Genomic DNA, 24,630 nt, shown 5'->3' with positions numbered 1-24,630 from the left:
GGTTAGTGTTCGCAGCATGGCTGAGAACACCAACGACGGCGCAAATGGAAGTCGCGATCAATCGCCTCCTGACGAAGCTGCGCTTTCCGCAAGGCTCGGAAGTCTCGATCATCGGTTGTCAGAAATTCGCGACAGCCGCAGGAGCAAGACTGATCAATCCGGTAATGAAAGCGGGGACAGTGCGGCCAGAGCTTCGGCTATGGCGCTCGGTTTTCGTCTTTCCTCGGAGCTGATCGCGGGCGTTGCCGTCGGAGCGGCGATTGGCTGGGGGTTCGACCGTTTGCTGTCGACGTCGCCATTCGGCTTCATCGTGTTAACGCTGCTCGGCTTCGTCGCCGGGGTGGTCAACGTGGTGAGGTCCGCGGGCGTGGCCTCGGGCAAGCGCTGAGCGCTGGCGGGAAGTCACGACATTTGAAATTCGATTACCGGCACAATGGCCGGTGGACCAAGAGCCGCGCGGATGAAAATCGACCCGATCCACCAGTTCAATATCGAGCCCCTCTTCACGCTCGGCCACATCGGCAATCACACGATCGCCTTCACCAATTCCTCGCTCTTCATGCTCATCGCGGTGCTGCTGATTGCGCTGCTGATGCTGGCGAGCGGCCGGGAACTGGTTCCTGGACGGCTGCAGTCGGTCGCCGAAATCTCCTACGAGTTCGTCGCCACCACGATTCGCAGCACGGCCGGCGCGGAAGGCATGAAGTTCTTCCCGCTGATCTTCTCGCTGTTCATGTTCCTCTGCGTCTCGAACCTGGTCGGCGTCATCCCCTACACCTTCACGATCGCGAGCCACCTGATCGTCACCGCGGCGCTCGCGCTTTTGGTGTTCTTCACCGTCCTGATCTACGGCGTCTACAAGAACGGCCTGAAATTCTTCAGCATCTTCGTCCCCCACGGCGTTCCGATCTACATCCTGCCGCTGGTCATGTTCATCGAGATCCTGTCGTTCTTCCTGCGGCCGGTCTCGCACAGCGTTCGTCTGTTCGCCAACATGCTGGCCGGCCACATCGCATTGAAGGTGTTCGCGGGCTTCGTCGCGATGCTCGGCTTCTCGCTGGGCGCGCTCGGCTGGGTCGGCGGCGTGCTGCCGCTGGCGCTCACGATTGCGCTGTATGCCCTCGAACTGCTGGTCGCGTTCCTGCAGGCCTACGTGTTCGCGATCCTGACCTGCATCTACCTCAACGACGCCATTCATCCGGGACACTAAGCGGTCCGGGGAATCTCCACCCACCAATCTGTCTATCTTTCTCAAGGAGCTACATATGGAACCGGCAGCAGCAAAACTTATCGGCGCGGGCATCGCGTGCATCGGCATGGGCGGCGCGGGCGTCGGCGTGGGCATCATCTTCGGCAACTACCTCGCCGCTGCGGTGCGTAACCCGTCGGCCGCTCAGGGCCAGTTCGGCAACCTGATCTTCGGCTTCGCCGTGACCGAAGCGCTCGGCATCTTCTCGCTGCTGATCGCGCTGCTCCTGCTGTTCGTTCCGCTCTGAGCGGCACCCCGGTTCCGCTCTGCGGTAACCCGGTTCCGCTTTGCGGTAACCCCTTCGCGTCGCCCAAGGATCGTTCCAAGGGCGGCGCGCATGACAGCAACAGGAGAACACCATGGCTGAGAGTCATGGCGAGGCAAAAGGCCAGAAAGCCGGCGCCCACACCGAGACCGACGGCGGACATCACGGCGGAGCCTTTCCGCCGTTCGATTCGTCCAACTTCGCCTCGCAGCTGGTGTCGCTGGCGATTGCATTTGTCGCGCTCTACCTGATCGTGTCGCGTATCGCCCTGCCGCGCGTCGGCGGGACGATCGATGCACGTCAGAACAAGATCGAGGGCGATCTGGCCGAGGCGCAGAAGCTGAAGGACGAGTCCGACGCGGCGCTGAAGGCCTACGAGACCGAGCTGGCGAATGCGCGCGCCAACGCGCAGGCGATCGGCAACGAGACCCGCGAGAAGCTGAACGCGGCCTCGGAAGCCGAGCGCAAGGCGCTGGAAGAGAAGCTGGCGGCAAAGCTCGCCGACGCCGAGAAGCAGATTGCAACGACGAGGACCAACGCCATGAGCAACGTCCGCGGCATCGCGGCGGATGCGGCCGGCGCCATCGTCCAGCAACTTGCCGGCGTCACGCCGGACGCCAATGCGGTCAACAGCGCCGTCGACGCGTCGCTGAAGGGATAGACGATGTTTTACGAACCGGAAACCTGGGTTGCGATCGCCTTCGTCCTTCTGCTGGTCGTGTTCGGCTATCTCGGCGTCCATCGCACCCTGCTGACGGCGCTCGACCACCGCGCCGAGCGCATCAAGGCCGAGCTGGAAGACGCCCGCCGTCTGAAGGACGAGGCCAATAAGCTGCTCGGCGAGTACAAGGCGCGCCGCGCCAGCGCGGAGCGCGAGGCCGAGGAGATCATCTCCAACGCCAAGGCCGAAGCCGAGCGGATCGCAGCCGAAGCCAAGACCAAGATGGAAGATTTTGTCGCGCGGCGGACCAAGACCGCCGAGAGCAAGATCGCCCAGGCCGAGGCCCAGGCCGTGGCCGATGTCCGCGCCGCCGCGGCCAACGCCGCGGTGACGGCCGCCTCGACCATCCTGTCGCAGTCGGTCAAGGGCTCGGTTGCCGACGACCTCGTCGGCAAGGGCATCGCCGAAGTCCGCTCCAAGCTGAACTGACGCGATCTGAATTCCTTAAAAAAGGCCGGCGCGAGCTCATCGCGCCGGCCTTTTGTTTTGTCCAAATTCGTCAGTTTGACGCGTTTTCTTCACGCGAACCGGTGTCCACTTCGCCCGAAAACGCGCTGTTACTTCTTCTTGTGCGGCGCGCGGGCCTTGGGCTCCGGCTTCAGGGCCTGCGGGTCGAAGCCGATATAGAAGATGTAATTGTCGTTGTCGGCCGGAGACGGCGCCGGATAGACGACGTCCTCGGCGACCAGGCTGAACGGCACGCTGCCGCTTTCGTCCATCTGCACCGTGGTGGTGTAGGCCTTGGTCATGATCGTCTTCTCGCCGACGCCGCCCTGCACCACGGCGACGCGCAGCGGCACCTGAATGCTCGGTGGCGCGCCCTGGGGACCGACAATAATCCGCCCCTGAATACCGATCTTGGCCGTGATCTGGCCGCTGTTCAGATTGCATTGCCGCGCCGTGCGCGTGATCGAGGCGAGGAACTTGACGTCGTTGCCAACCGCTTCCTTGCCGTTCGCGGCCACCGAATAGGTTGAGGCTCCGGAGCGGATCTGCACCGGCGGGCAGGTCAGTTCGGCGTCGGCATCGTTGAGCTGCTGCGGCGCCGCGGGCGTCGCCGGCTTGTCCTGGTCGGACGAGCCGCCGCCGAACAGGCTCTTGAAGCGGTCGCTCAGTGACTGCGCAGGAGCTGCCGAAGGCAACAAAGTGGCACCGAGACCGATCGATACCGCCGCTGCGAGCGCGAACCTGATCACCCTTTCACCCATCAATATCCTCAAATTTCCCAACCGGGGTTCCCTGTTTCGCGGCCGTTATAGCAAGGCAATGGCGGCGAACCCAAGGCATCGAGGGTGGCACCGCCATCCACAAAAAGGCTTACGGATCAGCCGCGGAAATCCTCGTGCAGCAGGCCGAACAGCAGGTGGTCCTGCCAGATCCCGTTGATGCAGAGATAGCGCCGCGCCAGGCCCTCGCGGGTGAAGCCGCACTTCTCCAGCACGCGGATCGACGAGGCATTGGAGGGAATGCAGGCCGCCTCGATGCGGTGCAGATTGAGCTCGCCGAACAGCGAGGGCAGCAGCACCCGCAGCGCCGTCGTCATGTAGCCGCGATGGGCATGCGGCAGCCCGACCCAATAGCCGATCGTGCCGGCCTGCACGATGCCGCGCCGCACATTGGCGAGCGTGATGCCGCCGATCATCACCCCGTCCGATTCGCGGAAGATGATGAACGGATAGGAGCGGTCGGCGGCGACATCCTCGGTGTAGCGGCGCAGCCTGCGGCGGAAGCCGGCGCGGGTCAGGTCGTCGGAGGGCCAGATCGGTTCCCATGGCGTGAGGTAGGCGCGGCTGAATTCGCGCAATTGCGCCCATTGCGGGAAATCCGACATCTGCGGCGCGCGCAGCAAGAGCCCGTGACCGCGCGGCATCAGTGCAGCGGGTCCATTGGACGGCAAACGAAACAGGGCCATGGCCCAACACTCCCCGCCACTTCTCCCTCGCCCCGCCCTTGCGGGGAGAGGGTCGGGGTGAGGGGTCTTACCGCAGATTCGGTCTTGCGGCTCTACCCCTCACCCGAAGCCTTCGACCATAGCTGAGGCTCCGCCTCGGCGTATGTCCGTCAACGGCCGCCGGTAGGCGGCCTATGCTCTCCCCGCAAGCGCGGGGCGAGGTAAGCAGAATTCTTAGTGCAGCAGCGTCTTTGCCTTCGACGTCGTCAATCCTTCCGCAAAAGCCACCGCCGTGTCCAGACCCCTGCCGCTGCCGAGCGCGACAACGGCGGGCCGGCTGCGCGCCAGCAGGGCACGGGCGGCGTTGCGGCTCGATTCGACGCTGACCGCGTCGATCCGGGCCACCAGTTCTTCCACCGTCTGCGGCCGGCCATAGGCTAGCACATGGCGTGCCAATTGTTCGGCCCGCGATGAACAGCTTTCCAGCGCCATCAATAGGCCGGCCTTCATCTGCGCCTTGGCGCGGGCGACCTCGGCCTCGGTCAGGGTTTCCACCGCGTCGTTGATGACGTCGACGATGACTTCCATCATTTCCGGCGCATCCGCCGGATCGGTCCCGGTGTAGAGGCCGAAGAAGCCGGTGTCGGTGTAGGGCGCGTGGAAGGTGTAGATCGAGTAGCACAGCCCGCGCTTCTCGCGCACCTCCTGGAACAGCCGCGACGACATCCCGCCGCCGAGCGTGTTGGTGAAGACCTGCAGCGAGAACAGCGACGGGTCGGTCTGCGGCACGCCTTCGAGCGCCAGCGTCAGATGCGCCTGCTCGAGATCGCGATGCACCACCCGCGAGCCGCCCTTGCCGAACATCGCGACCTGCGGCTTCGGCGCCGGGGTGGCGTCGAAGCTCGCAAACTTCTGCGTGACGTCCTCGACGATCCGCGCGTGATCGACCGCGCCGGCGGCCGCGACCACCATGTCGGGGGCGCGGTAATGCGTCGAGAGATAGCCGCGCAGCATGTCGCGATCGAAGACCTTCAGCGTCTTGGCGGTGCCGAGCAGCGAGCGCCCCATCGGCTGCTCCGGATAGCAGAGCTCGTTGAGATGCTCGAACACGACGTCGTCGGGCGTATCCTGCGCCGCGCCGATCTCCTGCACGATGACGCTCTTCTCGCGCTCCAGCTCGTCCGGCACGAAGGACGGGTTGGCGAGGATGTCGGAGAGCACGTCGAGCGCCAGCGGCACATCCGCCTTCATCACCCGCGCATAATAGGCCGTGGTCTCGGTCGAGGTCCCGGCATTGAGGTCGCCGCCGACCGCCTCGATCTCCTCGACGATCTCGCGCGAGGAGCGCCGCGCCGTGCCCTTGAACGCCATGTGTTCGAGCAGATGCGAGATGCCGTGCTCGTTCGGCTTCTCGTCGCGCCCGCCGACGCCGGCCCAGACCCCGAGCGCCGCGGTTTCCAGATGCGGCATGGTGTCGGTGACGATTGTCAGTCCGCTCGGCAGCTTGGTGATTTCAACGCCCATCAGGCGACTCCCTGCTTGGCAGCACGGCTGACCGACAGCACGAAGCGCTCGACCTCGGCGGAATCATTCTTCATGACCGTGATGTGTTCGGATTTGCTCATCAGGCCTCCGAGCCAGACCGGCAGCTGCGGACGCACCCCGCAGGCGGCTTCCACCGCGTCGGGGAATTTGGCCGCGTGCGCGGTCGACAGCACAATGTTCGGGATCTTGGAATCCGAGGTGTCGCGGTCGGCGACTGCGAGCGCCACCGCGGTGTGGGGATCGACCAGATCGCCGGCCTCGCGCCAGGCGGCGCGGATCGCGGCTGCCGTCTCGGTCTCGTCGGCGCGGCCGGCGTCGAAATCACGGCGCACGGCGGCCAGCGTCGCATCCGGCAGCACGAAACGGCCGGACTGCTTCAGCGAGGCCATCAGGCGGCGGACCTGATCGGCGTCGCGGCCGCTCGCCTCGAACAGCAGCCGCTCGAAGTTCGACGACACCTGGATGTCCATCGACGGCGACGTCGTGGCGTGCACCTCGCGCACCTCGTAGATGCCGGTCTTCAGCGTGCGCGCCAGGATGTCGTTGACGTTGGCAGCGATGCGCAAGTTCCGGATCGGCAGCCCCATCCGCTTGGCGACATAGCCGGCGAAGATGTCGCCGAAATTGCCGGTCGGCACCGTGAAGTCGACGGTGCGCTGCGGCGAGCCGAGCGCGACCGCCGAGGTGAAGTAATAGACCACCTGCGCGACGATGCGCGCCCAGTTGATCGAGTTGACGCCCGACAGCGCCACCTGGTCGCGGAAGCGATGGTTGTTGAACATCGCCTTCACCAGCGCCTGGCAATCGTCGAAGGTGCCTTCGATCGCGAGCGCGTGGACGTTGGCGGCGCCGGTCGTCGTCATCATGCGGCGCTGCACCTCGGAGATGCGCCCGTTCGGGAACAGCACGACGAGGTCGACATTGTCGAGATTGGCAAAAGCCTCGACCGCGGCGCCGCCGGTATCGCCCGAGGTCGCGACCACGATGGTGGTGCGCTGCGCGCGCTTGGCCAGCACGTGATCCATCAGCCGCGAGATCAGCTGCATCGCGACGTCCTTGAACGCCAGGGTCGGCCCGTGGAACAGCTCGAGCAGGAACTGGTTCGGCCCGGCCTGATCGAGCGGCACCACCGCGGGATGGCGGAAGGTGGCGTAGGCCTCGTTGGCCATGCGGCCGAGCTCGGCGTCGGAAATCTCGCCGGCGACAAACGGACGGATGATCTCGACCGCGACCTCCCAATAGGGACGGCCGAAGAAGGTGGCGATGGTCTCGGGCGACAGCTGCGGCCAGGTCTCGGGCACGTAGAGCCCGCCGTCACGGGCAAGCCCGGTCAGCATCACATCGCAGAAGCCAAGCACCGGGGCCTCACCCCTGGTCGAAATATACCGCGTCAAACCGCCCTCCAAAGGCTTCGATCCGAGCCTTAAGCCTTTGATATCATGGAATTATCGAGTTCGCTCCATGCAACCCGAACGGTTCACCATAGAAGATCGGACCAGCAATGGGTAGCCCGAAGCGCGCGCTTCGGGGTCGCGGGCGAGTGACAAGGGGTATCGCTCGCGACCGACCGCCAGCTGCGCCGCATTCACCAATGTCGTCCTGGCGAAAGCCAGGACCCATAGCCACCGCACTTGATGATGAACGGGATCGTGGCCCCAGCATCGCACAACAGTTCTCATTTGGGGTAATGGGTCCTGGCTTTCGCCAGGACGACGATGAGGATGGTTCGTGATTCAAGACGTCAAACACCGCGGTGTCATCATGCGCGCATGCGGGTGATCCAGTATTCCAGGGGCTGTCGTTGCTTGAGCCGATGGGCCGCGGCGTACTGGATCGCCCGCATCTACCGGTGTCGTCCCCGCGTCTTTCGCAGGGACGACAGCAAATGTGTGGTGCCGCTTGTGAGTCATAATCGCGCGCTCTCGCGACATCCGCGCGCGAGGGGCGCACGTCAATCAGCCTGGGTCGCGCCATCCACTAACCGCTCGGCGGCGCCAGCGGCTGCACGATCTCCTGGAACGGCGGCAGCGCCTCGCAGAGCGCGGCGTGGGCCTTGAGCGCCGGATAGCGCGCGTCGAACAGATGCGGATGCGCCTCGCCGGTGAAGCGCAGCGCGCAGGCCACCGCGACGTCGGCATGACCGATGCGATCGCCCAGCCAGACCGGCGTCTGCACCGCCGCGCGCTCCTGCTCCAGCACCGCGAGCACGCCCGCGACCTGCGCCTCGCAGCGCTCGACCCAGAGCTTCAACTGCTCCTTGCGCAGCACGCGCTCATAGACAAGGCTCACCGCCTTGTCGGCAAGCCCGGTCGCCAGCGCCGTGATTCGCAGATGCTTGCGCCGCTCCGGCCCCGAGCGCGCGATCATCGCCTTGCCCGGCCCGACCAGCTCGTCGAGGTAATCCAGGATCGCACCACTCTCGATCAGCGCCTCGCCGTCATCGAGCACCAGCGTCGGCACCCGCCGCACCGGATTGTAGGCCGCAACCTTCTCCGCATCGCCGAAGGTCGACCACGGCTTGTGCTCGAACGGCAATCCATAGAGCCGCAGCGCGATCGCGGTGCGGCGGACAAAGGGCGAGTCGTACTGGCCGATCAAAAACATCTGTCATCTCGTCGGTCATGCCGCAGCAAGCCGCGCCTCGAAAACAGAGCTTTCGAAGTGTGCGGCCACGCCGGGGACAAAGGTTGCACTTTGCACCATCGTAGATGGGCCGCGCCGCATTGCAACCGGATCCTGATCCGGTCCGTTAGGCGAGCTATGCAATCACCGGCACGTGCCTCGCCGCATCGCGCGGCAACTTGCCGTCGAGCCTGGGATCATCGGCCACCTCGATCTGCCGCAGGAACGGCCGGAAGCCGGAGCGCTGGTAGAATGCGACGGCCGATGGATGGTCGAAGGTGCAGGTGTGCACCCAGACGCGGCTGACGTCGCGTGACCAGGCGATCTCGAGCGCGCGGTTCATCAGGAAGCGCGCGGCGCCGGTGCCGATGAATTTTGCGGTGACGCCGAAATACAGCAGCTGGCATTCGCCGGCCACGCTGAAATCGAGTTCGAGCAGGCCCTCATCCTGGCCGTCGACGGCCAGCCCGTAGAGCTCGTTGCCGGGGGCGTGGATCCTCGAGGCGAGATCGGAATCATCGAGCCCGGTGCGGGTGAACCACAGCCACTCCTCGCCGACCCGGCGATAGATATCGCGATACCAGTCGAGCGCGGGCGGATCGACCTTGCGCAGGCGCCACGCGCCGGGCGGGTCGTCGCGCAGCGGCGGACGCGCGGTCATTTCCAGATGGGTGACGACGGCAGCGATCTTGCCGTGGGGGATGTCGGAGTAACCGTCGGGCAGCAGCATCGCGACCTCTGTTTGCAGGCTGTCGGCGGGACATAACCGCACGTCGCCGCGGATGCAATGCAACGCTGCGTGCAATGCCTGGTCAGGAGAAGCAGACGAGGTAATCCGCCGCATCCGCCGCTCCTCATTCGAGCGGCCAGGTCCAACGAGCGGGATAAACCAGTTTGAGCGCGCTTTGAGGGAGGGCTCCCCAGGCCCTCCCGTACTCGGTTAGTTGCCGACCCACACGTTGCCGTTGGCGTCGAAATCGTTCTTCGGGTTGTAGCCGGACTCGCGAAGACTCCGCATGCGCATCGCGCGATCGCTGACATCGCCATTGAGACTGGCGTTGGCATTGAGCACGGCAGGACTTAGTGCGGTACCCATCACGAGACGCTGGTGGGTCCGGTGTTGTGCCGTGCGTGCATCGGCGAATGCCGCCGTGGACAGAGAAACAACTGCGAGCGAAACAAGAATGGTTTTCGTCATGGTCAGCTCCTGTGAAGTAACCAGCTGAGCTTTCAATCGCTTCCAGAAAATGCGTGCTCGCGCCGGATGTGAGAACCGTCACAGGCCGGCGGCGATCACGATCGGTCAGACTAGCAGGCAGAAGCCAACGCTTCTTGGACCCCCGCGCACAGCGTCGCGGGAAGTCCGTGCGCAAATCGCAAACGTCAACTTGTAGTGATCGAGATGCGCCGCCGCGTTGATGGCACAAAGTGATTAGTGGCTGACCGCCGCAGTCCGCGTCGGCATTCGCACCGATGAGTCCCGGGTCGCGCTTCGCTTTCACTCTTCGAGTTCGGCGAGACAAGTGTTGACCCGGGACGACATTAGAGTTTGTGGCGCAGCCGATGAGACGTACTCGCTCCCTCACCTCGGCGTCAGCGTGATCGCTTCCGCAGTTGCAGCTACAGCAGTGCCGAACACTCGGTGTCGTCCCGGCGAAGGCCGGGACCCATTACCACAGAGTTGGGTTGTAAAGGCACGCTGTGGCCCCAGCACCGCAAAGCAATCGGCATTGGTGGTTATGGGTCCCGGCTTTCGCCGGGACGACGTTAAAGTTTGTGGCGCAGCCAGTGAAACGTACTCGCCCCCTCACCTCGGCGTCAGCGTGATCGCTTCCGCAGTTGCAGCTTCCACGGCGCCGCGGCTGTAGAGCAGCGGCACGTACTGGCCCGTCGCCCATAGCGGCGCGAGGTCGCGGTAGTGGCCGCTGAAGGGATCGCCGGATTGGCCCGGCGTGTTGACGGCGCGGCTTGCATCCCAATTGCCGACATCGAGCACCATGCGGAATGAAGCGCCGGAGATCAGATGATAGTCGGAGCGGCGATAGGTGGCGGCGCGCGGCACGTTGGCGGCACCGCCGAAGGCGAGCGGGCCGACCTGCATCTGCGCCGCGGTCGCCTTGTCGGCGAGCGGCATTAGCGCGTGATTGAATTGCGCGACATGCAGCCGGCCCCAGCGCCAGGTCGACGCATCGGGGCCGAGCTTGTCGGCAACATCGGCGACCGCCTCGCCGAGGCTGTCGCGCAGCACGCGGTCGCGCTCGCCTGAGGGATCGCTGCCGAGCGCCGCGTCCGGCTTTTCGAGATAGCCGACAATGGCGGAGATGCTGGAGGCCTCCGGCGCGATCAGTTCGGCCGCCTTCGGCGCGGTGGTCTTGAGCAGCACCGGGCCGAGATGGTTTGCGATCCACACCTCGTAGACCGCGGCGGCCGCGCTGTCGGCCGCGTCGCGCGCATCCCACGCCTTGAGCAGATCGAGGCCCTTCCTGACGTTTGCATCATCCGACGTGAGCGGCTTCAACAGCGCGACGAGGCGCCGCGCGAGCATGCCGGTGTCGTCGTTCTGCAGCGCCATCGCGTCCGCCAGCGTTACCTTGCTGTTGGCCTGCAGCACCTCGGTGATGCGCTGCCAGCGCGCGCTGTCGGCCCATTCGAATCCGACCCTGCGCTCCCCCACCGGATAATCCGCCGGCAGGTTCATCTGGTTGGCGGTGGCGATGAAACCCTGCTTCGGCTGGTACAGCTTCGGCAATTCGTCGAGCGACAGAAAGCCCTGCCACTCGTAGCGGCCGTCGCCGGGCACCGGCATCAGGCCGTCGAAACTGGCGCGGCGCGGCGTCTTGCCGGCGGCGACCCAGCCGATATTGCCTGACATGTCGGCATAGACCTGGTTCTCCGACGGCGCACCCCAGCGCCGCATCGCACCGAGGAAGGCGTTCCAGTTCTTCGCCGTCATGTAGTCGGATGAGCCGAAATAGGCCGAGGTGCCCGGCTCGAACCAGATCGAGCGCACCGCGAAGGCATGCTTGTTGTCGGCGTCGACGAAGATCACCGGGCCGTGGCGGGTGAACTTCAGCTCGAGGTCGCGGTCGGCCTCGCCCTTCACCGCTTCCTTCTCATGCACGATCCGCATGTCCTCCCAGCCGCTGCCGTAGCGGTACTGGTTCGGATTGTCGGGGTTGAGCTCGTAGACGTAGAGGTCTTCCTGGTCGACATTGAAGATGGTCAGCCCGAATGCGATGGTGTCGTTGTGGCCGATCGAGATGCCCGGCAGCGCCGGCTCGCCGGCGCCGATCACGGAGATGCCGGGCGCGTTGAGGCCGACGATGTAGCGCAGCGACGGCACCGAGTGCTCGCGATGCGGATCGTTGGCGAGGATCGGACGTCCGGTCGCGGTGCGCGATGCCGCGATCACCCAGTTGTTGGAGCCGATGGTGTCGCGCTGCTGGTCGGCCTCGGCGAGGTAGGTGTCGGGATCATGCGCCAGCGCCGCCTTCTGGTCCTTCGGCGCGGCGAACTTCACCGGCCGCGTGGCAAGATCGTAGGCGGCGAGTACCGCCTTCGGCACGCTGCAGGGATCGAGCCCATCGGGGATCCTGGTGGTCCAGGTGGGTTCCAGCTTGACGCGGAAGCGATCGGCATCGAGGCCTGCAGCGCAGGCGACCCGCGAGCGCTTCACCTCGGAGGCGACATTGCGGGTCAGGCCATGGCTGCGGACGCGCACGACATCTTCTGCCGACCACAAATCCGGCATCGTGCCTGCGATCCTGAACTCGATCGGCAGCGCGCGCTTGCCCGCCTGGACATCGGCGACATAGGCGTTGACGCCGGCGACGAATGCCTCTGCATAGGATTTCGCCTTCGGGCCATAGGCGGCCCATTCCGCATTCATGTCGCCGCGATAGAGGAACAGGCGCAGCGCCTTGTCCTGCTCGGCATAGGCAGGGCCAAAATCCTTCGCCAAGAGGCCGAGCCCGCGCTTGCGCCAGAGATCGACCTGCCAGAGCCGGTCGCGCGCGGCGTTGAAGCCTTGCAGGAAGAACAGGTCGTGCTCGTTGCCGGCATAGATGTGCGGGATGCCCCAGACATCGACCAGGATCTGCCCCGGCGCCTTCAGCCCGGCGACGTCGGTCTTGACCTCGCGCGCCGCGACGAGCGGGCTCGGCTTCTCGCGCGCGGTGGCGGGAGCGGCAAGTATTGCGGCGCAGAGTGCGGCAGTGAGTAGCTTGGCGACGCGGTTGAGATCCGTGTTCATGTTGTTCTCCGATGGTTGTTATTGATTGTTGCGCACACTTGGCGAGATTGAGCGGCAGCCGCAGCGGCGCCGCTTGCTTGGTGTGGAGAGAGCCCCCACCCGTAGCGCATCTGATGATGCGCTACGACCTCCCCCGCTAGCGGGAGAGGTGCAGCGAGCTTGCCGCAGCATCAGTTCATCATTCCTCCTCGTCGCTCGCCAGCACGCCCTTCACGGCGCGGGCCCAGCCGGCGAGCTTGCGCTCGCGCGTCGCCTGGCTCATCGCCGGCCTGAAGCGGTGCTCGAGCCGCCAGTTGTCGGCGAACTTGGCGGGCTCCGGATAGACGCCGGCATCGAGGCCGGCGAGATAGGCAGCGCCGAGTGCGGTGGTCTCCTGGATCATCGGGCGGTCGACCGGGGCGTTGAGCAGATCGGCGAGCCGCTGCATGGTCCAGTCCGAGGCGGTCATACCGCCGTCGACGCGCAGCACGGTGTTGGCGGCGTTGGCCTCCGGCCAGTCGGTGCGCATCGCGGCCCACAGGTCGAAGGTCTGGTAGCACACGCTCTCCAGCGTCGCATGCGCGAGCTCGGCCGGGCCGGTGTTGCGGGTCAGCCCGAACAGCGCACCGCGCACGCGCGGATTCCAGTACGGCGCGCCCATGCCGACGAAGGCGGGCACCAAATAAACGCTCTGCATGGAGTCCGATTTGTCGGCAAGCGGTCCGGTCTCCGCGGCGTGCTTGATGATGCCGAGCCCGTCGCGCAGCCACTGCACCGCGCTGCCGGCGACGAAGATCGAGCCCTCGAGCGCGTAGGTGCGCTGGCCGCCGAGCTGGTAGGCGATGGTGGTGAGCAGCTTGTTCTTCGAGGCCACCGGCGTGGTGCCGGTGTTGAGCAGCGCGAAGCAGCCGGTGCCGTAGGTCGACTTCATCATGCCGGGCTCGAAGCAGGCCTGGCCGATGGTCGCGGCCTGCTGGTCGCCGGCAATGCCGGAGATCGCGATCGGGCCGCCGAACAGATCGGCGGTGCTCTCGCCGAAGCGGGCGGAAGAATCTCTCACTTCGGGAAGCATCGAGCGCGGCACGCGCAAGAGGTTGATGAGGTCGTCGTCCCAGGCGCCGGTGTGGATGTTGAACAGCAGCGTGCGCGAGGCGTTGGTGGCGTCGGTGGCGTGGACTCTCCCGCCGGTGAGCCGCCACAGCAGATAGCAGTCGACGGTGCCGAACAAGAGTTCGCCGCGCTCGGCGCGCTCGCGCGCGCCCGGCACGTGATCGAGGATCCAGGCGACTTTTGTGCCGGAGAAATAGGGATCGATAATGAGACCGGTCTTGGCCGAAATCGCCGGCTCATGGCCCGCGGCCTTGAGCCTGGCGCAAATGTCGGCGGTGCGGCGGTCCTGCCAGACGATGGCGCGGTGCACCGCCTGTCCGGTGGCGCGGTCCCACACCACGGTGGTCTCGCGCTGGTTGGTGATGCCGATCGCGGCGATCTCCTTCGCCTTGAGGCCGGCCTTCTCCAGCGCCTCGCGGCACACCATCACGGTCGAGGTCCAGATGTCCTCCGGCTCGTGCTCGACCCAGCCGGAGGCGGGGAAATGCTGCGGAAACTCCTGCTGCGCGACGGCGGCGATGGAGATGTCGCCGCGAAACACCATGGCGCGCGACGATGTGGTGCCCTGATCGATGGCCAGCACGAAAGACATGAGCGTTTCCCTTAAAGAGCTTCATTCCGAGAGGGATCGGTGCAGGCGTCAAGGGAGCGGATTACCGCGGCGAGGTCAAGATTGGAGGCGGGCGTGGCCGGATGGTCGAGGCAAGAGTCCGCGAGGGTATCAGTCCCGTCATCCTGAGGTGCGAGCGGAGCGAGCCTCGAAGGATGCACGGCCCCCAAGTCGGGCCGTCGACCCTTCGAGGGCCGCTGAAGAAGCGGCCACCTCAGGGTGACGGTGATGGAAATGAGCGCACCGCCTCAACCGTCATTGCGAGGAGCGAAGCGACGAAGCAATCCATCCATCAGCGCAAGCGGACGAATGGATTGCTTCGCTTCGCTCGCAATGACGGTTGGAGCGGCCGGGCAGCCCGATCACATCGGTCGGTAGGTCCGCACATCGGCGGGGACGTTGACGCCGATCTTGATCGCACCGACCGAGCGGATGATGTCGTCGCCGAGCAGCTGGGCGAAGCAGGCGTAGCCCCAGTCGTTCATGTGCAGGCCGTCGGCGATGACGAAATCGGTGATCGGGATCGCCTGTTTCTCGTGCCAGTCGCGCATCACCTCGAAGCGCGGGAAGATGCCGACATGACGCAGCGCGGCGATGCGGCCGAGCAGCTTCACCATGCCGCGCGCGCTTTCGGGGCGCTCGGTGACGCGCGGCGAATATTGCGGATCGACCAGCACGACGTCGGCGCCGGACGCCTGAAGGCGCGCCACGCCGTCCTCGACCTGCTTGGCGGTCTCGGCGGGATCGAGGTTGCGCAGCACCGCGTTGGTGCCGACCTGCCAGATCACCATGTCGGGATGGACGTCGATCACTTCGGTTTGCAGCCGCGCCATCATCTCGGGCGCGTCCTCGCCGCCCTTGCCGCGATTGAGCACGGTGATGTCGGCGGACGGATACTGCCGCCGCAACTGTCCGGCGAGCCGGTTCGGATAGGTGAATTCCGGCGCCGACGAACCATAGCCCTGGGTCGAGGACGAGCCGAACGCGATGATGACGACCGGCTTGCCGGCGGCGAGCTTGGCCGCGACATGCGGCAGCGAGCCGGTGCTGTTCGGCACACCCTTGGGCTGATGACAGGGCACGCGGTGGAAGATGTCGCTGGCGGATTTCGCGGCCTGCTTCACCCTGTCGAACGCCTTCGCGGCGACGCCGGGTTGCGGCGGATTGGTCGCGTCAGCCGTCGCAGCGGGCTGCGTCGCATCAGGCTTTGCAGCCTCGGTCTTGCCGTCGGACGAAAGCGCTGCATGCTGGTCGGTCTGCGCGCGCAATGGCGCGACCGCGAGCGGCGCGAGCAGTGCCAGCGCCGCAACGGCGCACAGACTCCGCCCTGCGGAAGCACAAAAAGGGAAGGCAAAACGCATCTACTCTGCTTCCTTAATTCTGCTGCACCGGGCCCAGATGGGCCGCATCGATCACGAATTTCGCCAGTGCGCGGCCGAGACAGGCATGAACCTTCTTGGCCAGATCGACACCATGCGAGGTGCTGAACAGGTCAAAATATCCGGCGTCGCTCCACTGCTTCATAATCGCGAACCGGTCGAACAGCGGAACGTCGTGCTGCTGCGCCACCACCTTCATGTTGTCGAGATAGGGCGGTGCAGAGATCATCGTCTCCGTACGCGGGCTGTATTGCAGATTGACCAGCACCACGTCGGTCCCGGCGTCCCGCAACGCAACAACGCCTTCGTTGATGGCGGTACGGAAATCGTCGGGATCGACCGCTCGCATAGCATCGACGGTTCCGGTCTGCCAGATAACCAAAGTAGGCTTTTTTGCTTCAACAAGCTTAACAAGAGTTCCCGCGGTCTCCTCGGCGGTGCTCTTTCCCTGTAATTCTACGGATAGATCGATCGTCGACGACGGCAACGCCTCCTTCAGCGCCGCCTGCAGCGTGGCCGGATAGGCGCTCGCCTCGTTGCCCTGGATGGTCGAGGAGCGGCTGCCGACCACCAGCACGTTGAGCGGCCGGTTGGACTTGATGGCGTCGGTGACCTTGGGCAGCGAGCTCTCGCTCGTAAGCAGATAGGCGGGCACGTCGCAGGGCGGCGGCGGGGGCGGCTCCGCGGTGTCGCCGGCGCGCGCAGGCGCCGCCGCCAAACCGGCCGTCAGGCAGGCTGCGAGCAGCGTCAGGCCCAGCATCGTCCGCGCGGACTTCATGCTCCCCCTCCCGCCAGATCGGCGTTGCCGGCGGCGCCTTTTTTCGAGGCGCCTTTGTCGGCGGAGTGTTTGTACCACGAAATGATCCACGCCATGCCGCACATGATGAGGATGCCGCAGACGCTGATCAAGGCGTGCAGTGCGGCACCGCCAGATACTTCGGCAAGCACGAAGTGACCGGCGAAGGCGAGGAAGACCCCGAGGCAGAATATCTCAAGCGAATGCTGGCCACACAGGATCAAAGGTCGCAGCCAGGGCGATTTCAGCGCCGGCCAGTCCTTGGGCAGGAAGCGCACGGTGAGCGCGGCGAGCGCCAGGAAGTGCGCGAACCGCAACACGTCCAGGTCGGTCTTGTTGATCGGATACATCCATTGCTCGATCACCTTCGGCATGATGTGGCCGAGCTGCGGCACGTACCAGGTCAGGGTCACGAAGAACGCCGCGACCAGATAGACGATGCAGATCCACATCGTGATGTTCGACGACAGGATCCGCGACATCCGCCGCGCCCCGCCGAGCGCGCACCAGGCGCCGAACACGAACAGCAATTGCCAGGCGAACGGATTGAACGCCCAGAAGCCGTTCGGATAGGCCGAGAGATAAAGGTCGAACTGCCAGGTCAGCGCGTAGAGCACGACCGAGAGGCCGAGCGTGACATCGGGCTTCCATTTCATCAGCCACAGGATCAGCGGCAGGAATAGCATCAGCACGATGTAGAGCGGCAGCACGTCCATGTTGACGGGACGGAAGCGCAGCAGCAGCGCCTGCACGATGGTGACGTCGGGCTGCTTGAGGAAGTCCATGATCCCCATTTCTTCGGAGTAAAGTGGGTTCTCGAACGAGGTCGCGACATAGGAGATCTCGGCGAGGAAGATCGTGAACAGGAAGACATGCGCGACATAGATCTGCCAGACCCGGCGCAGGATGCGCGCGGTCGCGATCACGAAGCCGCCCTCCAGCATCGCGCGGCCATAGACGAAGGCCGCGGTGTAGCCGGAGATGAAGATGAAGATCTCGGTGGCGTCGGAGAAGCCGTAATTGCGGATCGTCAGCCAGGTCAGAAGATTGGTCGGCAGATGATCGATGAAGATCAGCCACAGCGCGAGCCCGCGGAACAGATCGAGGCGGAGCTCGCGCTCGCCGGTCGCCGGCAGCGTGATCGCGGGCGCAGCAACCTTCGCCTCGGCCTCAGCCTTTACTTCGGTCTTGGCGTCAGCCACCGGCGAACCGGCTATGGGATCGGCAATCGAGCTCATCAAACACCGTGTCGGCCGCGGACGCCCCGCACGCCGTGCTGAAAAGATAATATCGGTCCGCGAGTTGCCGACAAAGCACGGAGTGCGGCGGCATGCGGCCGCGCTTTAGAGCGGAACTATGTTGAAACCGCGATGAACGGACCGCCCGTGGACCGCCTTTTCGCGGCCTGGCAGGCGATTGGTTCCGGCGGTTCAATTGGCTATGATAGCGCCCTGTTTGAGCATGATCCGGTCGAAAACGGACCATGCGCCAGGACCATCGGATTGAGCCGCATGTACCGCGCCGTTACCCGCCAGATCGAAGTCACCGTCGAGCCGAACTTCATGCCGGAGCGCTCGTCGGTCGACCGGCGCGAATATTTCTGGTCGTACAAGATCGTGATCGTCAATTCGGGCCCGGAAACGGTGCAGCTGCGGACGCGGCACTGGATCATCACCGACGCCACCGGCCGCCGCCAGGAGGTGCGCGGCGAGGGCGTGGTCGGCGAGCAGCCGGTGCTCGCGCCCGGCGAACGCTTCGAATACACGAGCGGCGTGCCGCTGCCGACCGCCTCCGGATTCATGACCGGCAGCTATCAGATGGTCACCGAAGCCGGCGAGCGCTTCGACATCGACGTGCCGACATTCTCGCTGGACAGCCCGAGCCCGGGCGGGAAAAGGGTGCTGAACTGACGCGCAGCAATGCACGTCATCGCCGGGCTTGACCCGGCGATCCATCGCTTCAAAAACGCTTTTGCCATGATGGATGGCCGGGTCGAGCCCGGCCATGACGAAGGTCGCCTGTTACTCCACGCCGGCTTCCTGCGGCGTGAATTCATACACCGACGAGCAGAACTCGCAGGTCACGACGACCTTGCCGTCCTTGACCATCTCGGCGCGGTCGTTCGGCGCAAAGCTCTTCAGCATCGACGACACCGCATCGCGCGAGCAGGAGCACTGCGCGCGCAGCGTTTGCGGGTTGAAGACGCGTACGCCGCGTTCGTGGAACAGGCGATAGAGCAGCCGCTCGCCGGACAGGTCGGGATCGATCAGCTCGACGTCCTCGACGGTCGAGATCAGCGACTGGCCCTCGACCCAGGCGTCATCGTCCGGCACGCTATGCGTGGCCGTGCCTTCCGGCGCATCGCCGGGATGCAGATCGGCCTGCTTGGCGCGCTCGGGCGCCTTGGGCAGGAATTGCAGCAGGATGCCGCCGGCGCGCCAGCGCAGCTTGCCGCCTTCGCCGCCGCGCATCTCCTCGCCGACCGCAAGCCGCACCCGCGTCGGAATCTGCTCCGAGCGCAGGAAATATTCGTGGGCCGCCTCTTCCAGGCCGCCGCCGTCGAGCGCGACCAGTCCCTGGTAGCGGCTGGTGTTAGAGCCCTGATCGATGGTCATCGCAAGGTGGCCCTTGCCGAGCAGCTCGCCCGAACTCTGGCCATTCTTGAGGCGCGATGCGTCGTAGCGCGCATAGGCGCGCAGCCGGTCGGGCGCCTGGAAATCGACAATCAGGAGCGAGACCGGACCTTCGGTCCGGGTCTGCAGGATGAAGCGGCCCTCGAACTTGACCGACGAGCCGAGCAGCGTGGTGAGCACGATCGCCTCGCCGAGCAGCTTGCCGACCGCGGGCGGATAATCGTGCTTGTGCAGGATCTCGTCGAGCGCGGGGCCGAGCCGGGTCAGCCGGCCGCGCAGGTCCAGCGCGCCGACCTCGAAGGCCAGCACGGCATCATCGACCGGAACCGCTGAGGGCGCGCGAACCGGCGCCTCGGGCGTGATTTTGATGTCGGGGGATTGTGAAACCATGGCGCTCTATCTGGGGTCTCGGACCATGAAATAAAGGGGTTCACTAACGCGGATATCTCCGTCGAGGCGGACATCTCCGTCGTCCCTGCGAAAGCAGGGACCCATAACCACAAGACTCTGTCATGACACAAGGCGTCTCCCCTTGTGCCTTTTTCACGGGCCGCGGCGTATGGGTCCCGGCTCAAGGCCGGGACGACGGCATTGAATGGGCGTTACGCGACCGCGTCGAAACACCAGGCCAGAATGCCCTTCTGCGCATGCAGGCGGTTTTCCGCCTCGTCGAACACCACGGATTGCGGCCCGTCGATCACCTCGTCGGTGACCTCCTCGCCGCGATGCGCGGGCAGGCAGTGCATGAACAGTGCGTCCGGCTTGGCGAGCGACATCAGCTTGGCATTGACCTGATAGGGCCGCAGCACGTTGTGGCGGTGCTCGCCCTCCTTGTCGCCCATCGACACCCAGGTGTCGGTGACGACGCAGTCGGCGCCGCGCACGGCGGCTTCCGGATCGGTGCCGAGCATGATCCGCGCGCCGGTCGCCTTGATCCAGTCGCGCATCGGCTTTTTCGGCGAGAGCTCCGGCGGGGTCGCGACATTGAGCTGGAACTTGAACCGCTCGGCGGCATGCGCCCAAGAGGCCAGCACGTTGTTGTCGTCGCCGGTCCAGGCCACGATCTTGCCCTCGATCGAGCCGCGATTTTCCTCATAAGTCATGAGGTCGGCCATCACCTGGCAGGGATGCGAACGCCGGGTCAGGCCGTTGATGACGGGAACGGTGGCGTGCGCCGCGAGCTCGAGCAGCGCGTCATGGTTGAGGATGCGGATCATGATCGCATCGACATAGCGCGACAGCACGCGCGCGGTGTCGGCGATGGTCTCGCCGCGGCCGAGCTGCATCTCGGCACCGGTCAGCATGATGGATTCACCGCCGAGCTGGCGCATGCCGACGTCGAACGACACCCTTGTGCGGGTCGACGGGCGCTCGAAGATCATCGCCAGCGTCTTGCCTTCGAGCGGCTTCCTGCCCTTCTCATGCGCCTTCAGCTTCGCCTTCATGGCGGCTCCGGCGGACAGCATGTTGCGCAGCTCGCCGAGCGGCAGCTCGTTGATATCGAGGAAGTGACGGACCGGCTTGCTCATTATCCAGCCGCCTTCTTCGGCTGCGCCGCCGACAGCACAGAGCAGGCGCGCTCGAGCGCGGTGATCGACTGGTCGATCTCGGCCTCGGTCACGATCAGCGGCGCCAGGAACCGCACCACATTGTCGCCGGCGCCGACAGTGAGCAGCTTCTCGTTGCGCAGCGCTGCGATCAGGTCGCCCGACGGCACCACCGCCTTGACGCCGATCAACAGCCCCTCGCCGCGCACCTCCGACAGCACGCCGGGATAGCGGTCGACGACGGAAGCGAGCTTCTGCTTGAGCAGCAGCGACATCTTCTGCACATGCTCGAAGAAGCCGGGTTTCAGCATGACGTCGAGCACGGCATTGGCGGCGGCGACCGCGAGCGGATTGCCGCCGAAGGTCGAGCCGTGCGAGCCGGGCGCCATGCCGGCCGCAGCCTGCGCGGTCGCCAGCACCGCGCCGATCGGGAAACCGCCGCCGAGCGCCTTGGCCAGCGACATCACATCCGGCGTGACGCCGGTGCGCTTGTAGGCGAACAGCTCGCCGGTGCGGCCCATGCCGGTCTGCACCTCGTCGAAGGCGAGCAGCAGGCCGTGCTCGTCGCACAGCGCGCGCAGCGCCTTGAAAAACGCCTGCGGCGCGGAGCGCACGCCGCCCTCGCCCTGCACCGGCTCGATCAGGATGCCGGCGGTGTGCGGGCCGATCGCCTTCTTCACCGCCTCGATGTCGCCATGCGGCACCTGGTCGAAGCCGTCCATCGGCGGGCCGAAGCCTTCGAGATATTTCGCCGAGCCGGTCGCCGCCAGCGTGCCCAGCGTGCGGCCGTGGAAGGCGCCCTCGAAGGTGATGATGCGGTAGCGCTCGCCATGGCCCTTGGAGAAGTGATAGTGGCGGACCAGCTTGATCACGCCCTCCATCGCTTCGGCGCCGGAATTGCAGAAGAACACGAAGTCGGCAAAGCTCTGCTCGCACAGCCGCGCGGCAAGCGCCTCGCCGTCCGGGCTCTTGAACAGGTTCGACATGTGCCAGAGCTTGGTCGCCTGTTCCTGCAGCGCCTTGACCAGATGCGGATGCGCATGCCCGAGCGCGTTGACCGCGACGCCCGAGGTGAAATCGAGATAGCGGTCGCCGTTGGTTGCGATCAGCCAGGCGCCCTCGCCGCGCTCGAAGCCGAGATCGACCCTGGCGAAGACGGGGAGCAGATGCGACGTGGCAGCGTTGGTCATGGCGTTCACTGACGGTTTTTAAGCCGACAATTGCCGCTGCGCCTTGACGCCAGCGCAGCAACGGCCAGCTTCGGAAAACAAAACGGCCGCCTTTGCGGGCGGCACGTGGCGGGCATTCTATGCTGCGGTCGGTAGGTGTCAATCGCCACGAAGTGGCCTTCCTGCAATGCGAAACGAGCGCAATCCGGAGCATTCCGGTGCGGTGGAAAAGCCTCATCGCGATGCTTAACTGTGCGGGAACATGTGGACGCACGACCGCGGACTCTTGCGCCAGAGTCACGCCATATTGTAGCGTTTGGCCTGTCGGGTACGACATCTCGTGCGGCGGTACTGGACCCTCTAAGTAGCCTTTGTGTCTCGCGTAAACGTTCGGGCGCAACACCGTGCCCGGCGAGGGCTAAGGGATTCTGGCCGCAGGGATATTTGTCCAGATTGGCTCGCAGCGCCGCTCCAATGATTGGCCGGCGCTACGCGAAGGGAAGAATGCGATGACTGTATTGACCTGGTCCGACGATCGCGTCGAGCAGCTGAAGAAGCTCTGGGAGTCCGGCCTGTCGGCCAGCCAGATCGCGGCGGAACTTGGCAATGTGACGCGAAACGCCGTGATCGGCAAAGTGCATCGGCTCGGCCTCTCCGGCCGCGCCAAGGCACCCTCCACGGCCGCGCCGCGTCAGCGCAAGGCCCGCCCGGCCCAGCACATGATGCGGGTGACGCGTCCGGTTTCGCGGGGCAACACCGCGCTGGCGCACGCCTTCGAGGTCGAGATGGAGCCCGATCCGATCTCCTACGACAATGTGGTGCCGATGAGCCAGCGGCTGTCGCTGCTCGAGCTCAACGAGGCCACCTGTCACTGGCCGGTCGGCGATCCCTCGAGCCCGGAATTCTTCTTCTGCGGCGGAAAGGCGCTCGCCGGCCTGCCCTATTGCGCGCATCACTCGCGCGTCGCCTACCAGCCCGCCGCCGATCGCCGCCGGCCGTCGGCGAAACCGCAGATCAAGTGAGCACTCGGGAAAACGACGGAAGACCTCAAAAACAAATCCCCGCGAAAGCGGGGATTTTTTTGTGTGATGCGTAGCCCATTACATCACCGGCGTCGTCCCGGCGAAAGCCGGGACCCATAACCACTAATGCGTGTTGTTAGAAAGCCGTCTGGCCGCGTGCCGATTGCGCTGGCCGCGGCGTATGGGTCCCGGCTTTCGCCGGGACGACGCCGTGTTGCGGTTTATGAATGCCGCATGGCCGTTACGGCTGCGGCTCGGCCTTGGCAAAGCGGTCGTCGAGCGCGTAGCCGGCGCCGCGCACGGTGCGGATCGGATCCTGCTCGCGGCCCGGATTGAGCAGCTTGCGCAGGCGGCCGATATGCACGTCGACGGTACGCTCATCGATGTAGATGTCGCGGCCCCAGACGCTGTCGAGCAGTTGCTCGCGGCTGAACACGCGGCCGGGATGCTCGAGGAAGAATTCGAGCAGGCGATACTCGGTCGGCCCGAGATCGATCGGACGGCCCGAGCGCGCCACGCGGCGCTTCTCGCGGTCGAGCTCGATGTCGCCGTAGGTCAGCACGGTCGCAAGCCGCTCCGGGCTGGCGCGGCGCAACAGGCCCTTCACCCGCGCCAGCAGCTCCGGCACCGAGAACGGCTTGACGATGTAATCGTCCGCGCCGGTGGCAAGCCCGCGCACGCGCTCGCTTTCCTCGCCGCGCGCGGTCAGCATGATGATCGGAAGCTGCTTGGTCTCGGGCCGCGCCCGCAGGCGGCGGCACAGTTCGATGCCGGACAGGCCCGGCAGCATCCAGTCCAGCACCACGAGGTCGGGAACGCGCTCCTTCAGCCTTGTATCCGCATCGTCGCCGCGCCCCACCGTCTCGACATCGTAGCCTTCCGCATCGAGATTGTAGCGCAACAGCGTCGTCAGCGCTTCCTCGTCTTCGACTACCAGAATGCGTGCGCTCATCGGTTTAAGTTCTTTCTCTGTGGTGATCCGTTGCCCAGACGCAAACCGAAACGCTTACTTCCTTGAGCATAGTCCCCGCGGAAACGATTTGTCGCGAGGATCATCCAGTTTCGCTCTTGCCGGTTCCGTGCTTGCCGATCATGCCTCAGTTGCCCGGCACCGTGGTGGCAAAAGTGGTCATGTCGCCCTTCGGGCGCTTGTCGGTGATCTGCTGGCCCTCGATCATGTAGAACACGGTCTCGGCGATATTGGTGGCGTGATCGCCGATCCGCTCGATGTTCTTGGCGCAGAACATCAGATGGATGCAGAACGAGATGTTGCGCGGATCTTCCATCATGTAGGTGAGCAGTTCGCGGAACAGCGAGGTGCAGATCGCATCGACCTCCTCGTCGCCCTTCCAGACGTTCATCGCCGCCGGCAGGTCGTGCGCGGCATAGGCGTCGAGCACCGACTTGACCTGCGACAGCACGAGGTCGGTCATGTGCTCGAGGCCGCGGATCAGCTTCAGCGGCTGGAAATCGCTCTCCAGCGCCGCGACGCGCTTGCCCATGTTCTTGGCGAGGTCGCCGATCCGCTCGAGATCGGTGGCGACGCGCATCGCGCTGACGATCTCACGCAGGTCGATCGCCATTGGCTGGCGGCGCGCGATCGTCAGCACCGCGCGCTCTTCGATGTTGCGCTGCAGATTGTCGATCTCGATGTCGGCGGCGACCACGCGCTTGCCGAGCGCGACGTCGCGACGGATCAGCGCGTCGACCGACTCGGTAATCATCCGTTCGACCAGGCCGCCCATCTCGGCGACCAGGCGGGTCAACTCCTGCAGGTCGCTGTCGAATGCCTTGGCGGTATGTTCAGAAGCCATCGCTTGTCTCCCTCAACCATGATCCC

The 24,630-nt window shown here is 65.2% G+C and carries 24 protein-coding genes; 7 read left to right on the top strand and 17 right to left on the bottom strand.

Features of this window, described 5'->3' with window-relative positions; all coding sequences use genetic code 11:
- The first annotated feature begins 16 nt into the window (after positions 1-16).
- The 5 genes from QA635_RS05045 (at position 17) to QA635_RS05025 (ending at position 2,664) form a co-directional block, all read left to right on the top strand.
- Complete coding sequence (locus QA635_RS05045) at positions 17-388, top strand: AtpZ/AtpI family protein (RefSeq protein ID WP_028338953.1); 372 nt, start codon at positions 17-19, stop codon at positions 386-388.
- Positions 389-460: 72 nt separating this feature from the next.
- Positions 461-1,210, top strand: a complete 750-nt coding sequence (locus QA635_RS05040; protein ID WP_016847053.1) for a F0F1 ATP synthase subunit A — start codon at positions 461-463, stop codon at positions 1,208-1,210.
- Between the two features lie 55 nt (positions 1,211-1,265).
- The gene (locus tag QA635_RS05035; RefSeq protein ID WP_016847054.1) at positions 1,266-1,496 is read left to right on the top strand and encodes a F0F1 ATP synthase subunit C; all 231 of its coding nucleotides are present in this window, start codon (positions 1,266-1,268) and stop codon (positions 1,494-1,496) included.
- A 112-nt stretch (positions 1,497-1,608) separates the two neighbouring features.
- Entirely contained in the window at positions 1,609-2,175 is a 567-nt protein-coding gene (locus QA635_RS05030; RefSeq protein WP_076830944.1) for a F0F1 ATP synthase subunit B, read from the top strand.
- Between the two features lie 3 nt (positions 2,176-2,178).
- Positions 2,179-2,664 (top strand): F0F1 ATP synthase subunit B family protein, encoded by a 486-nt coding sequence (locus tag QA635_RS05025; protein WP_057019441.1) that lies wholly within the window; start codon positions 2,179-2,181, stop codon positions 2,662-2,664.
- A gap of 128 nt (positions 2,665-2,792) precedes the next feature.
- Here QA635_RS05025 and QA635_RS05020 read toward each other — a convergent pair whose 3' ends face one another.
- From QA635_RS05020 to QA635_RS04965, 12 genes are all read right to left on the bottom strand, one after another.
- Complete coding sequence (locus QA635_RS05020; protein WP_057019442.1) at positions 2,793-3,443, bottom strand: hypothetical protein; 651 nt, start codon at positions 3,441-3,443, stop codon at positions 2,793-2,795.
- A 116-nt stretch (positions 3,444-3,559) separates the two neighbouring features.
- Complete coding sequence (locus tag QA635_RS05015) at positions 3,560-4,147, bottom strand: GNAT family N-acetyltransferase (RefSeq protein WP_283067427.1); 588 nt, start codon at positions 4,145-4,147, stop codon at positions 3,560-3,562.
- A 213-nt stretch (positions 4,148-4,360) separates the two neighbouring features.
- The gene (locus tag QA635_RS05010; RefSeq protein ID WP_225647801.1) at positions 4,361-5,650 is read right to left on the bottom strand and encodes a M16 family metallopeptidase; all 1,290 of its coding nucleotides are present in this window, start codon (positions 5,648-5,650) and stop codon (positions 4,361-4,363) included.
- Positions 5,650-7,065: a threonine synthase gene (thrC, locus tag QA635_RS05005; protein ID WP_283067424.1), complete on the bottom strand. Its 1,416-nt coding sequence runs from the start codon at positions 7,063-7,065 to the stop codon at positions 5,650-5,652. Before thrC ends, QA635_RS05010 begins: the two co-directional genes overlap by 1 nt.
- A gap of 583 nt (positions 7,066-7,648) precedes the next feature.
- On the bottom strand, positions 7,649-8,275 hold the full coding sequence (locus tag QA635_RS05000) for a glutathione S-transferase family protein (RefSeq protein WP_283067421.1): 627 nt from the start codon (positions 8,273-8,275) through the stop codon (positions 7,649-7,651).
- A 154-nt stretch (positions 8,276-8,429) separates the two neighbouring features.
- Positions 8,430-9,023, bottom strand: a complete 594-nt coding sequence (locus QA635_RS04995) for a GNAT family N-acetyltransferase (RefSeq protein WP_092079261.1) — start codon at positions 9,021-9,023, stop codon at positions 8,430-8,432.
- A gap of 210 nt (positions 9,024-9,233) precedes the next feature.
- Positions 9,234-9,491, bottom strand: coding sequence for a hypothetical protein (locus QA635_RS04990; protein WP_143029458.1), 258 nt, complete (start codon positions 9,489-9,491; stop codon positions 9,234-9,236).
- A 609-nt stretch (positions 9,492-10,100) separates the two neighbouring features.
- Positions 10,101-12,545, bottom strand: coding sequence for a penicillin acylase family protein (locus QA635_RS04985; RefSeq protein ID WP_283067417.1), 2,445 nt, complete (start codon positions 12,543-12,545; stop codon positions 10,101-10,103).
- A 178-nt stretch (positions 12,546-12,723) separates the two neighbouring features.
- On the bottom strand, positions 12,724-14,226 hold the full coding sequence (glpK, locus tag QA635_RS04980; protein ID WP_283067415.1) for a glycerol kinase GlpK: 1,503 nt from the start codon (positions 14,224-14,226) through the stop codon (positions 12,724-12,726).
- Between the two features lie 380 nt (positions 14,227-14,606).
- Positions 14,607-15,605: an SGNH/GDSL hydrolase family protein gene (locus QA635_RS04975; protein WP_283067413.1), complete on the bottom strand. Its 999-nt coding sequence runs from the start codon at positions 15,603-15,605 to the stop codon at positions 14,607-14,609.
- 13 nt (positions 15,606-15,618) lie between these two features.
- Positions 15,619-16,401: an SGNH/GDSL hydrolase family protein gene (locus QA635_RS04970; protein ID WP_152977610.1), complete on the bottom strand. Its 783-nt coding sequence runs from the start codon at positions 16,399-16,401 to the stop codon at positions 15,619-15,621.
- Positions 16,398-17,657, bottom strand: a complete 1,260-nt coding sequence (locus QA635_RS04965) for an OpgC domain-containing protein (RefSeq protein WP_229158695.1) — start codon at positions 17,655-17,657, stop codon at positions 16,398-16,400. Before QA635_RS04965 ends, QA635_RS04970 begins: the two co-directional genes overlap by 4 nt.
- Before the next feature lie 273 nt (positions 17,658-17,930).
- Between QA635_RS04965 and apaG the strand changes: the two genes are divergently transcribed.
- Positions 17,931-18,329, top strand: a complete 399-nt coding sequence (apaG, locus tag QA635_RS04960) for a Co2+/Mg2+ efflux protein ApaG (protein WP_028333747.1) — start codon at positions 17,931-17,933, stop codon at positions 18,327-18,329.
- A gap of 111 nt (positions 18,330-18,440) precedes the next feature.
- On the opposite strand, the gene QA635_RS04955 is transcribed toward apaG, so the two are convergent.
- From QA635_RS04955 to QA635_RS04945, 3 genes are all read right to left on the bottom strand, one after another.
- Complete coding sequence (locus QA635_RS04955; RefSeq protein WP_253606424.1) at positions 18,441-19,442, bottom strand: Hsp33 family molecular chaperone; 1,002 nt, start codon at positions 19,440-19,442, stop codon at positions 18,441-18,443.
- A gap of 212 nt (positions 19,443-19,654) precedes the next feature.
- Entirely contained in the window at positions 19,655-20,581 is a 927-nt protein-coding gene (gene argF, locus QA635_RS04950; protein ID WP_283067405.1) for an ornithine carbamoyltransferase, read from the bottom strand.
- Positions 20,581-21,789 (bottom strand): aspartate aminotransferase family protein, encoded by a 1,209-nt coding sequence (locus tag QA635_RS04945; protein WP_283067403.1) that lies wholly within the window; start codon positions 21,787-21,789, stop codon positions 20,581-20,583. The genes argF and QA635_RS04945 overlap by 1 nt, the downstream gene beginning before the upstream one ends.
- A gap of 488 nt (positions 21,790-22,277) precedes the next feature.
- Between QA635_RS04945 and QA635_RS04940 the strand changes: the two genes are divergently transcribed.
- Positions 22,278-22,790, top strand: coding sequence for a GcrA family cell cycle regulator (locus tag QA635_RS04940; RefSeq protein WP_283067402.1), 513 nt, complete (start codon positions 22,278-22,280; stop codon positions 22,788-22,790).
- Between the two features lie 241 nt (positions 22,791-23,031).
- On the opposite strand, the gene phoB is transcribed toward QA635_RS04940, so the two are convergent.
- Together phoB and phoU are read right to left on the bottom strand one after the other, a co-directional pair.
- Positions 23,032-23,742 (bottom strand): phosphate regulon transcriptional regulator PhoB, encoded by a 711-nt coding sequence (phoB, locus tag QA635_RS04935; RefSeq protein ID WP_016844067.1) that lies wholly within the window; start codon positions 23,740-23,742, stop codon positions 23,032-23,034.
- Between the two features lie 145 nt (positions 23,743-23,887).
- Positions 23,888-24,604: a phosphate signaling complex protein PhoU gene (phoU, locus tag QA635_RS04930; protein ID WP_016844066.1), complete on the bottom strand. Its 717-nt coding sequence runs from the start codon at positions 24,602-24,604 to the stop codon at positions 23,888-23,890.
- Positions 24,605-24,630: the final 26 nt, after the last annotated feature.

The sequence above is a fragment of the Bradyrhizobium brasilense genome (genome assembly GCF_029714345.1).
GTDB lineage: Bacteria > Pseudomonadota > Alphaproteobacteria > Rhizobiales > Xanthobacteraceae > Bradyrhizobium > Bradyrhizobium australafricanum.
Note: the sequence above shows the minus strand (reverse complement) of the source record. Positions and strands in the feature narration are given on the sequence as shown.

Coding starts and splice junctions, on each gene's coding strand:
- QA635_RS05045 (WP_028338953.1), top strand. CDS start 17: ATGGCTGAGAACACCAACGACGGCGCAAATGGAAGTCGCGATCAATCG.
- QA635_RS05040 (WP_016847053.1), top strand. CDS start 461: ATGAAAATCGACCCGATCCACCAGTTCAATATCGAGCCCCTCTTCACG.
- QA635_RS05035 (WP_016847054.1), top strand. CDS start 1,266: ATGGAACCGGCAGCAGCAAAACTTATCGGCGCGGGCATCGCGTGCATC.
- QA635_RS05030 (WP_076830944.1), top strand. CDS start 1,609: ATGGCTGAGAGTCATGGCGAGGCAAAAGGCCAGAAAGCCGGCGCCCAC.
- QA635_RS05025 (WP_057019441.1), top strand. CDS start 2,179: ATGTTTTACGAACCGGAAACCTGGGTTGCGATCGCCTTCGTCCTTCTG.
- QA635_RS05020 (WP_057019442.1), bottom strand. CDS start 3,443: ATGGGTGAAAGGGTGATCAGGTTCGCGCTCGCAGCGGCGGTATCGATC.
- QA635_RS05015 (WP_283067427.1), bottom strand. CDS start 4,147: ATGGCCCTGTTTCGTTTGCCGTCCAATGGACCCGCTGCACTGATGCCG.
- QA635_RS05010 (WP_225647801.1), bottom strand. CDS start 5,650: ATGGGCGTTGAAATCACCAAGCTGCCGAGCGGACTGACAATCGTCACC.
- QA635_RS05000 (WP_283067421.1), bottom strand. CDS start 8,275: ATGTTTTTGATCGGCCAGTACGACTCGCCCTTTGTCCGCCGCACCGCG.
- QA635_RS04995 (WP_092079261.1), bottom strand. CDS start 9,023: ATGCTGCTGCCCGACGGTTACTCCGACATCCCCCACGGCAAGATCGCT.
- QA635_RS04990 (WP_143029458.1), bottom strand. CDS start 9,491: ATGACGAAAACCATTCTTGTTTCGCTCGCAGTTGTTTCTCTGTCCACG.
- QA635_RS04985 (WP_283067417.1), bottom strand. CDS start 12,545: ATGAACACGGATCTCAACCGCGTCGCCAAGCTACTCACTGCCGCACTC.
- glpK (WP_283067415.1), bottom strand. CDS start 14,226: ATGTCTTTCGTGCTGGCCATCGATCAGGGCACCACATCGTCGCGCGCC.
- QA635_RS04975 (WP_283067413.1), bottom strand. CDS start 15,605: ATGCGTTTTGCCTTCCCTTTTTGTGCTTCCGCAGGGCGGAGTCTGTGC.
- QA635_RS04970 (WP_152977610.1), bottom strand. CDS start 16,401: ATGAAGTCCGCGCGGACGATGCTGGGCCTGACGCTGCTCGCAGCCTGC.
- QA635_RS04965 (WP_229158695.1), bottom strand. CDS start 17,657: ATGAGCTCGATTGCCGATCCCATAGCCGGTTCGCCGGTGGCTGACGCC.
- apaG (WP_028333747.1), top strand. CDS start 17,931: ATGTACCGCGCCGTTACCCGCCAGATCGAAGTCACCGTCGAGCCGAAC.
- QA635_RS04955 (WP_253606424.1), bottom strand. CDS start 19,442: ATGGTTTCACAATCCCCCGACATCAAAATCACGCCCGAGGCGCCGGTT.
- argF (WP_283067405.1), bottom strand. CDS start 20,581: ATGAGCAAGCCGGTCCGTCACTTCCTCGATATCAACGAGCTGCCGCTC.
- QA635_RS04945 (WP_283067403.1), bottom strand. CDS start 21,789: ATGACCAACGCTGCCACGTCGCATCTGCTCCCCGTCTTCGCCAGGGTC.
- QA635_RS04940 (WP_283067402.1), top strand. CDS start 22,278: ATGACTGTATTGACCTGGTCCGACGATCGCGTCGAGCAGCTGAAGAAG.
- phoB (WP_016844067.1), bottom strand. CDS start 23,742: ATGAGCGCACGCATTCTGGTAGTCGAAGACGAGGAAGCGCTGACGACG.
- phoU (WP_016844066.1), bottom strand. CDS start 24,604: ATGGCTTCTGAACATACCGCCAAGGCATTCGACAGCGACCTGCAGGAG.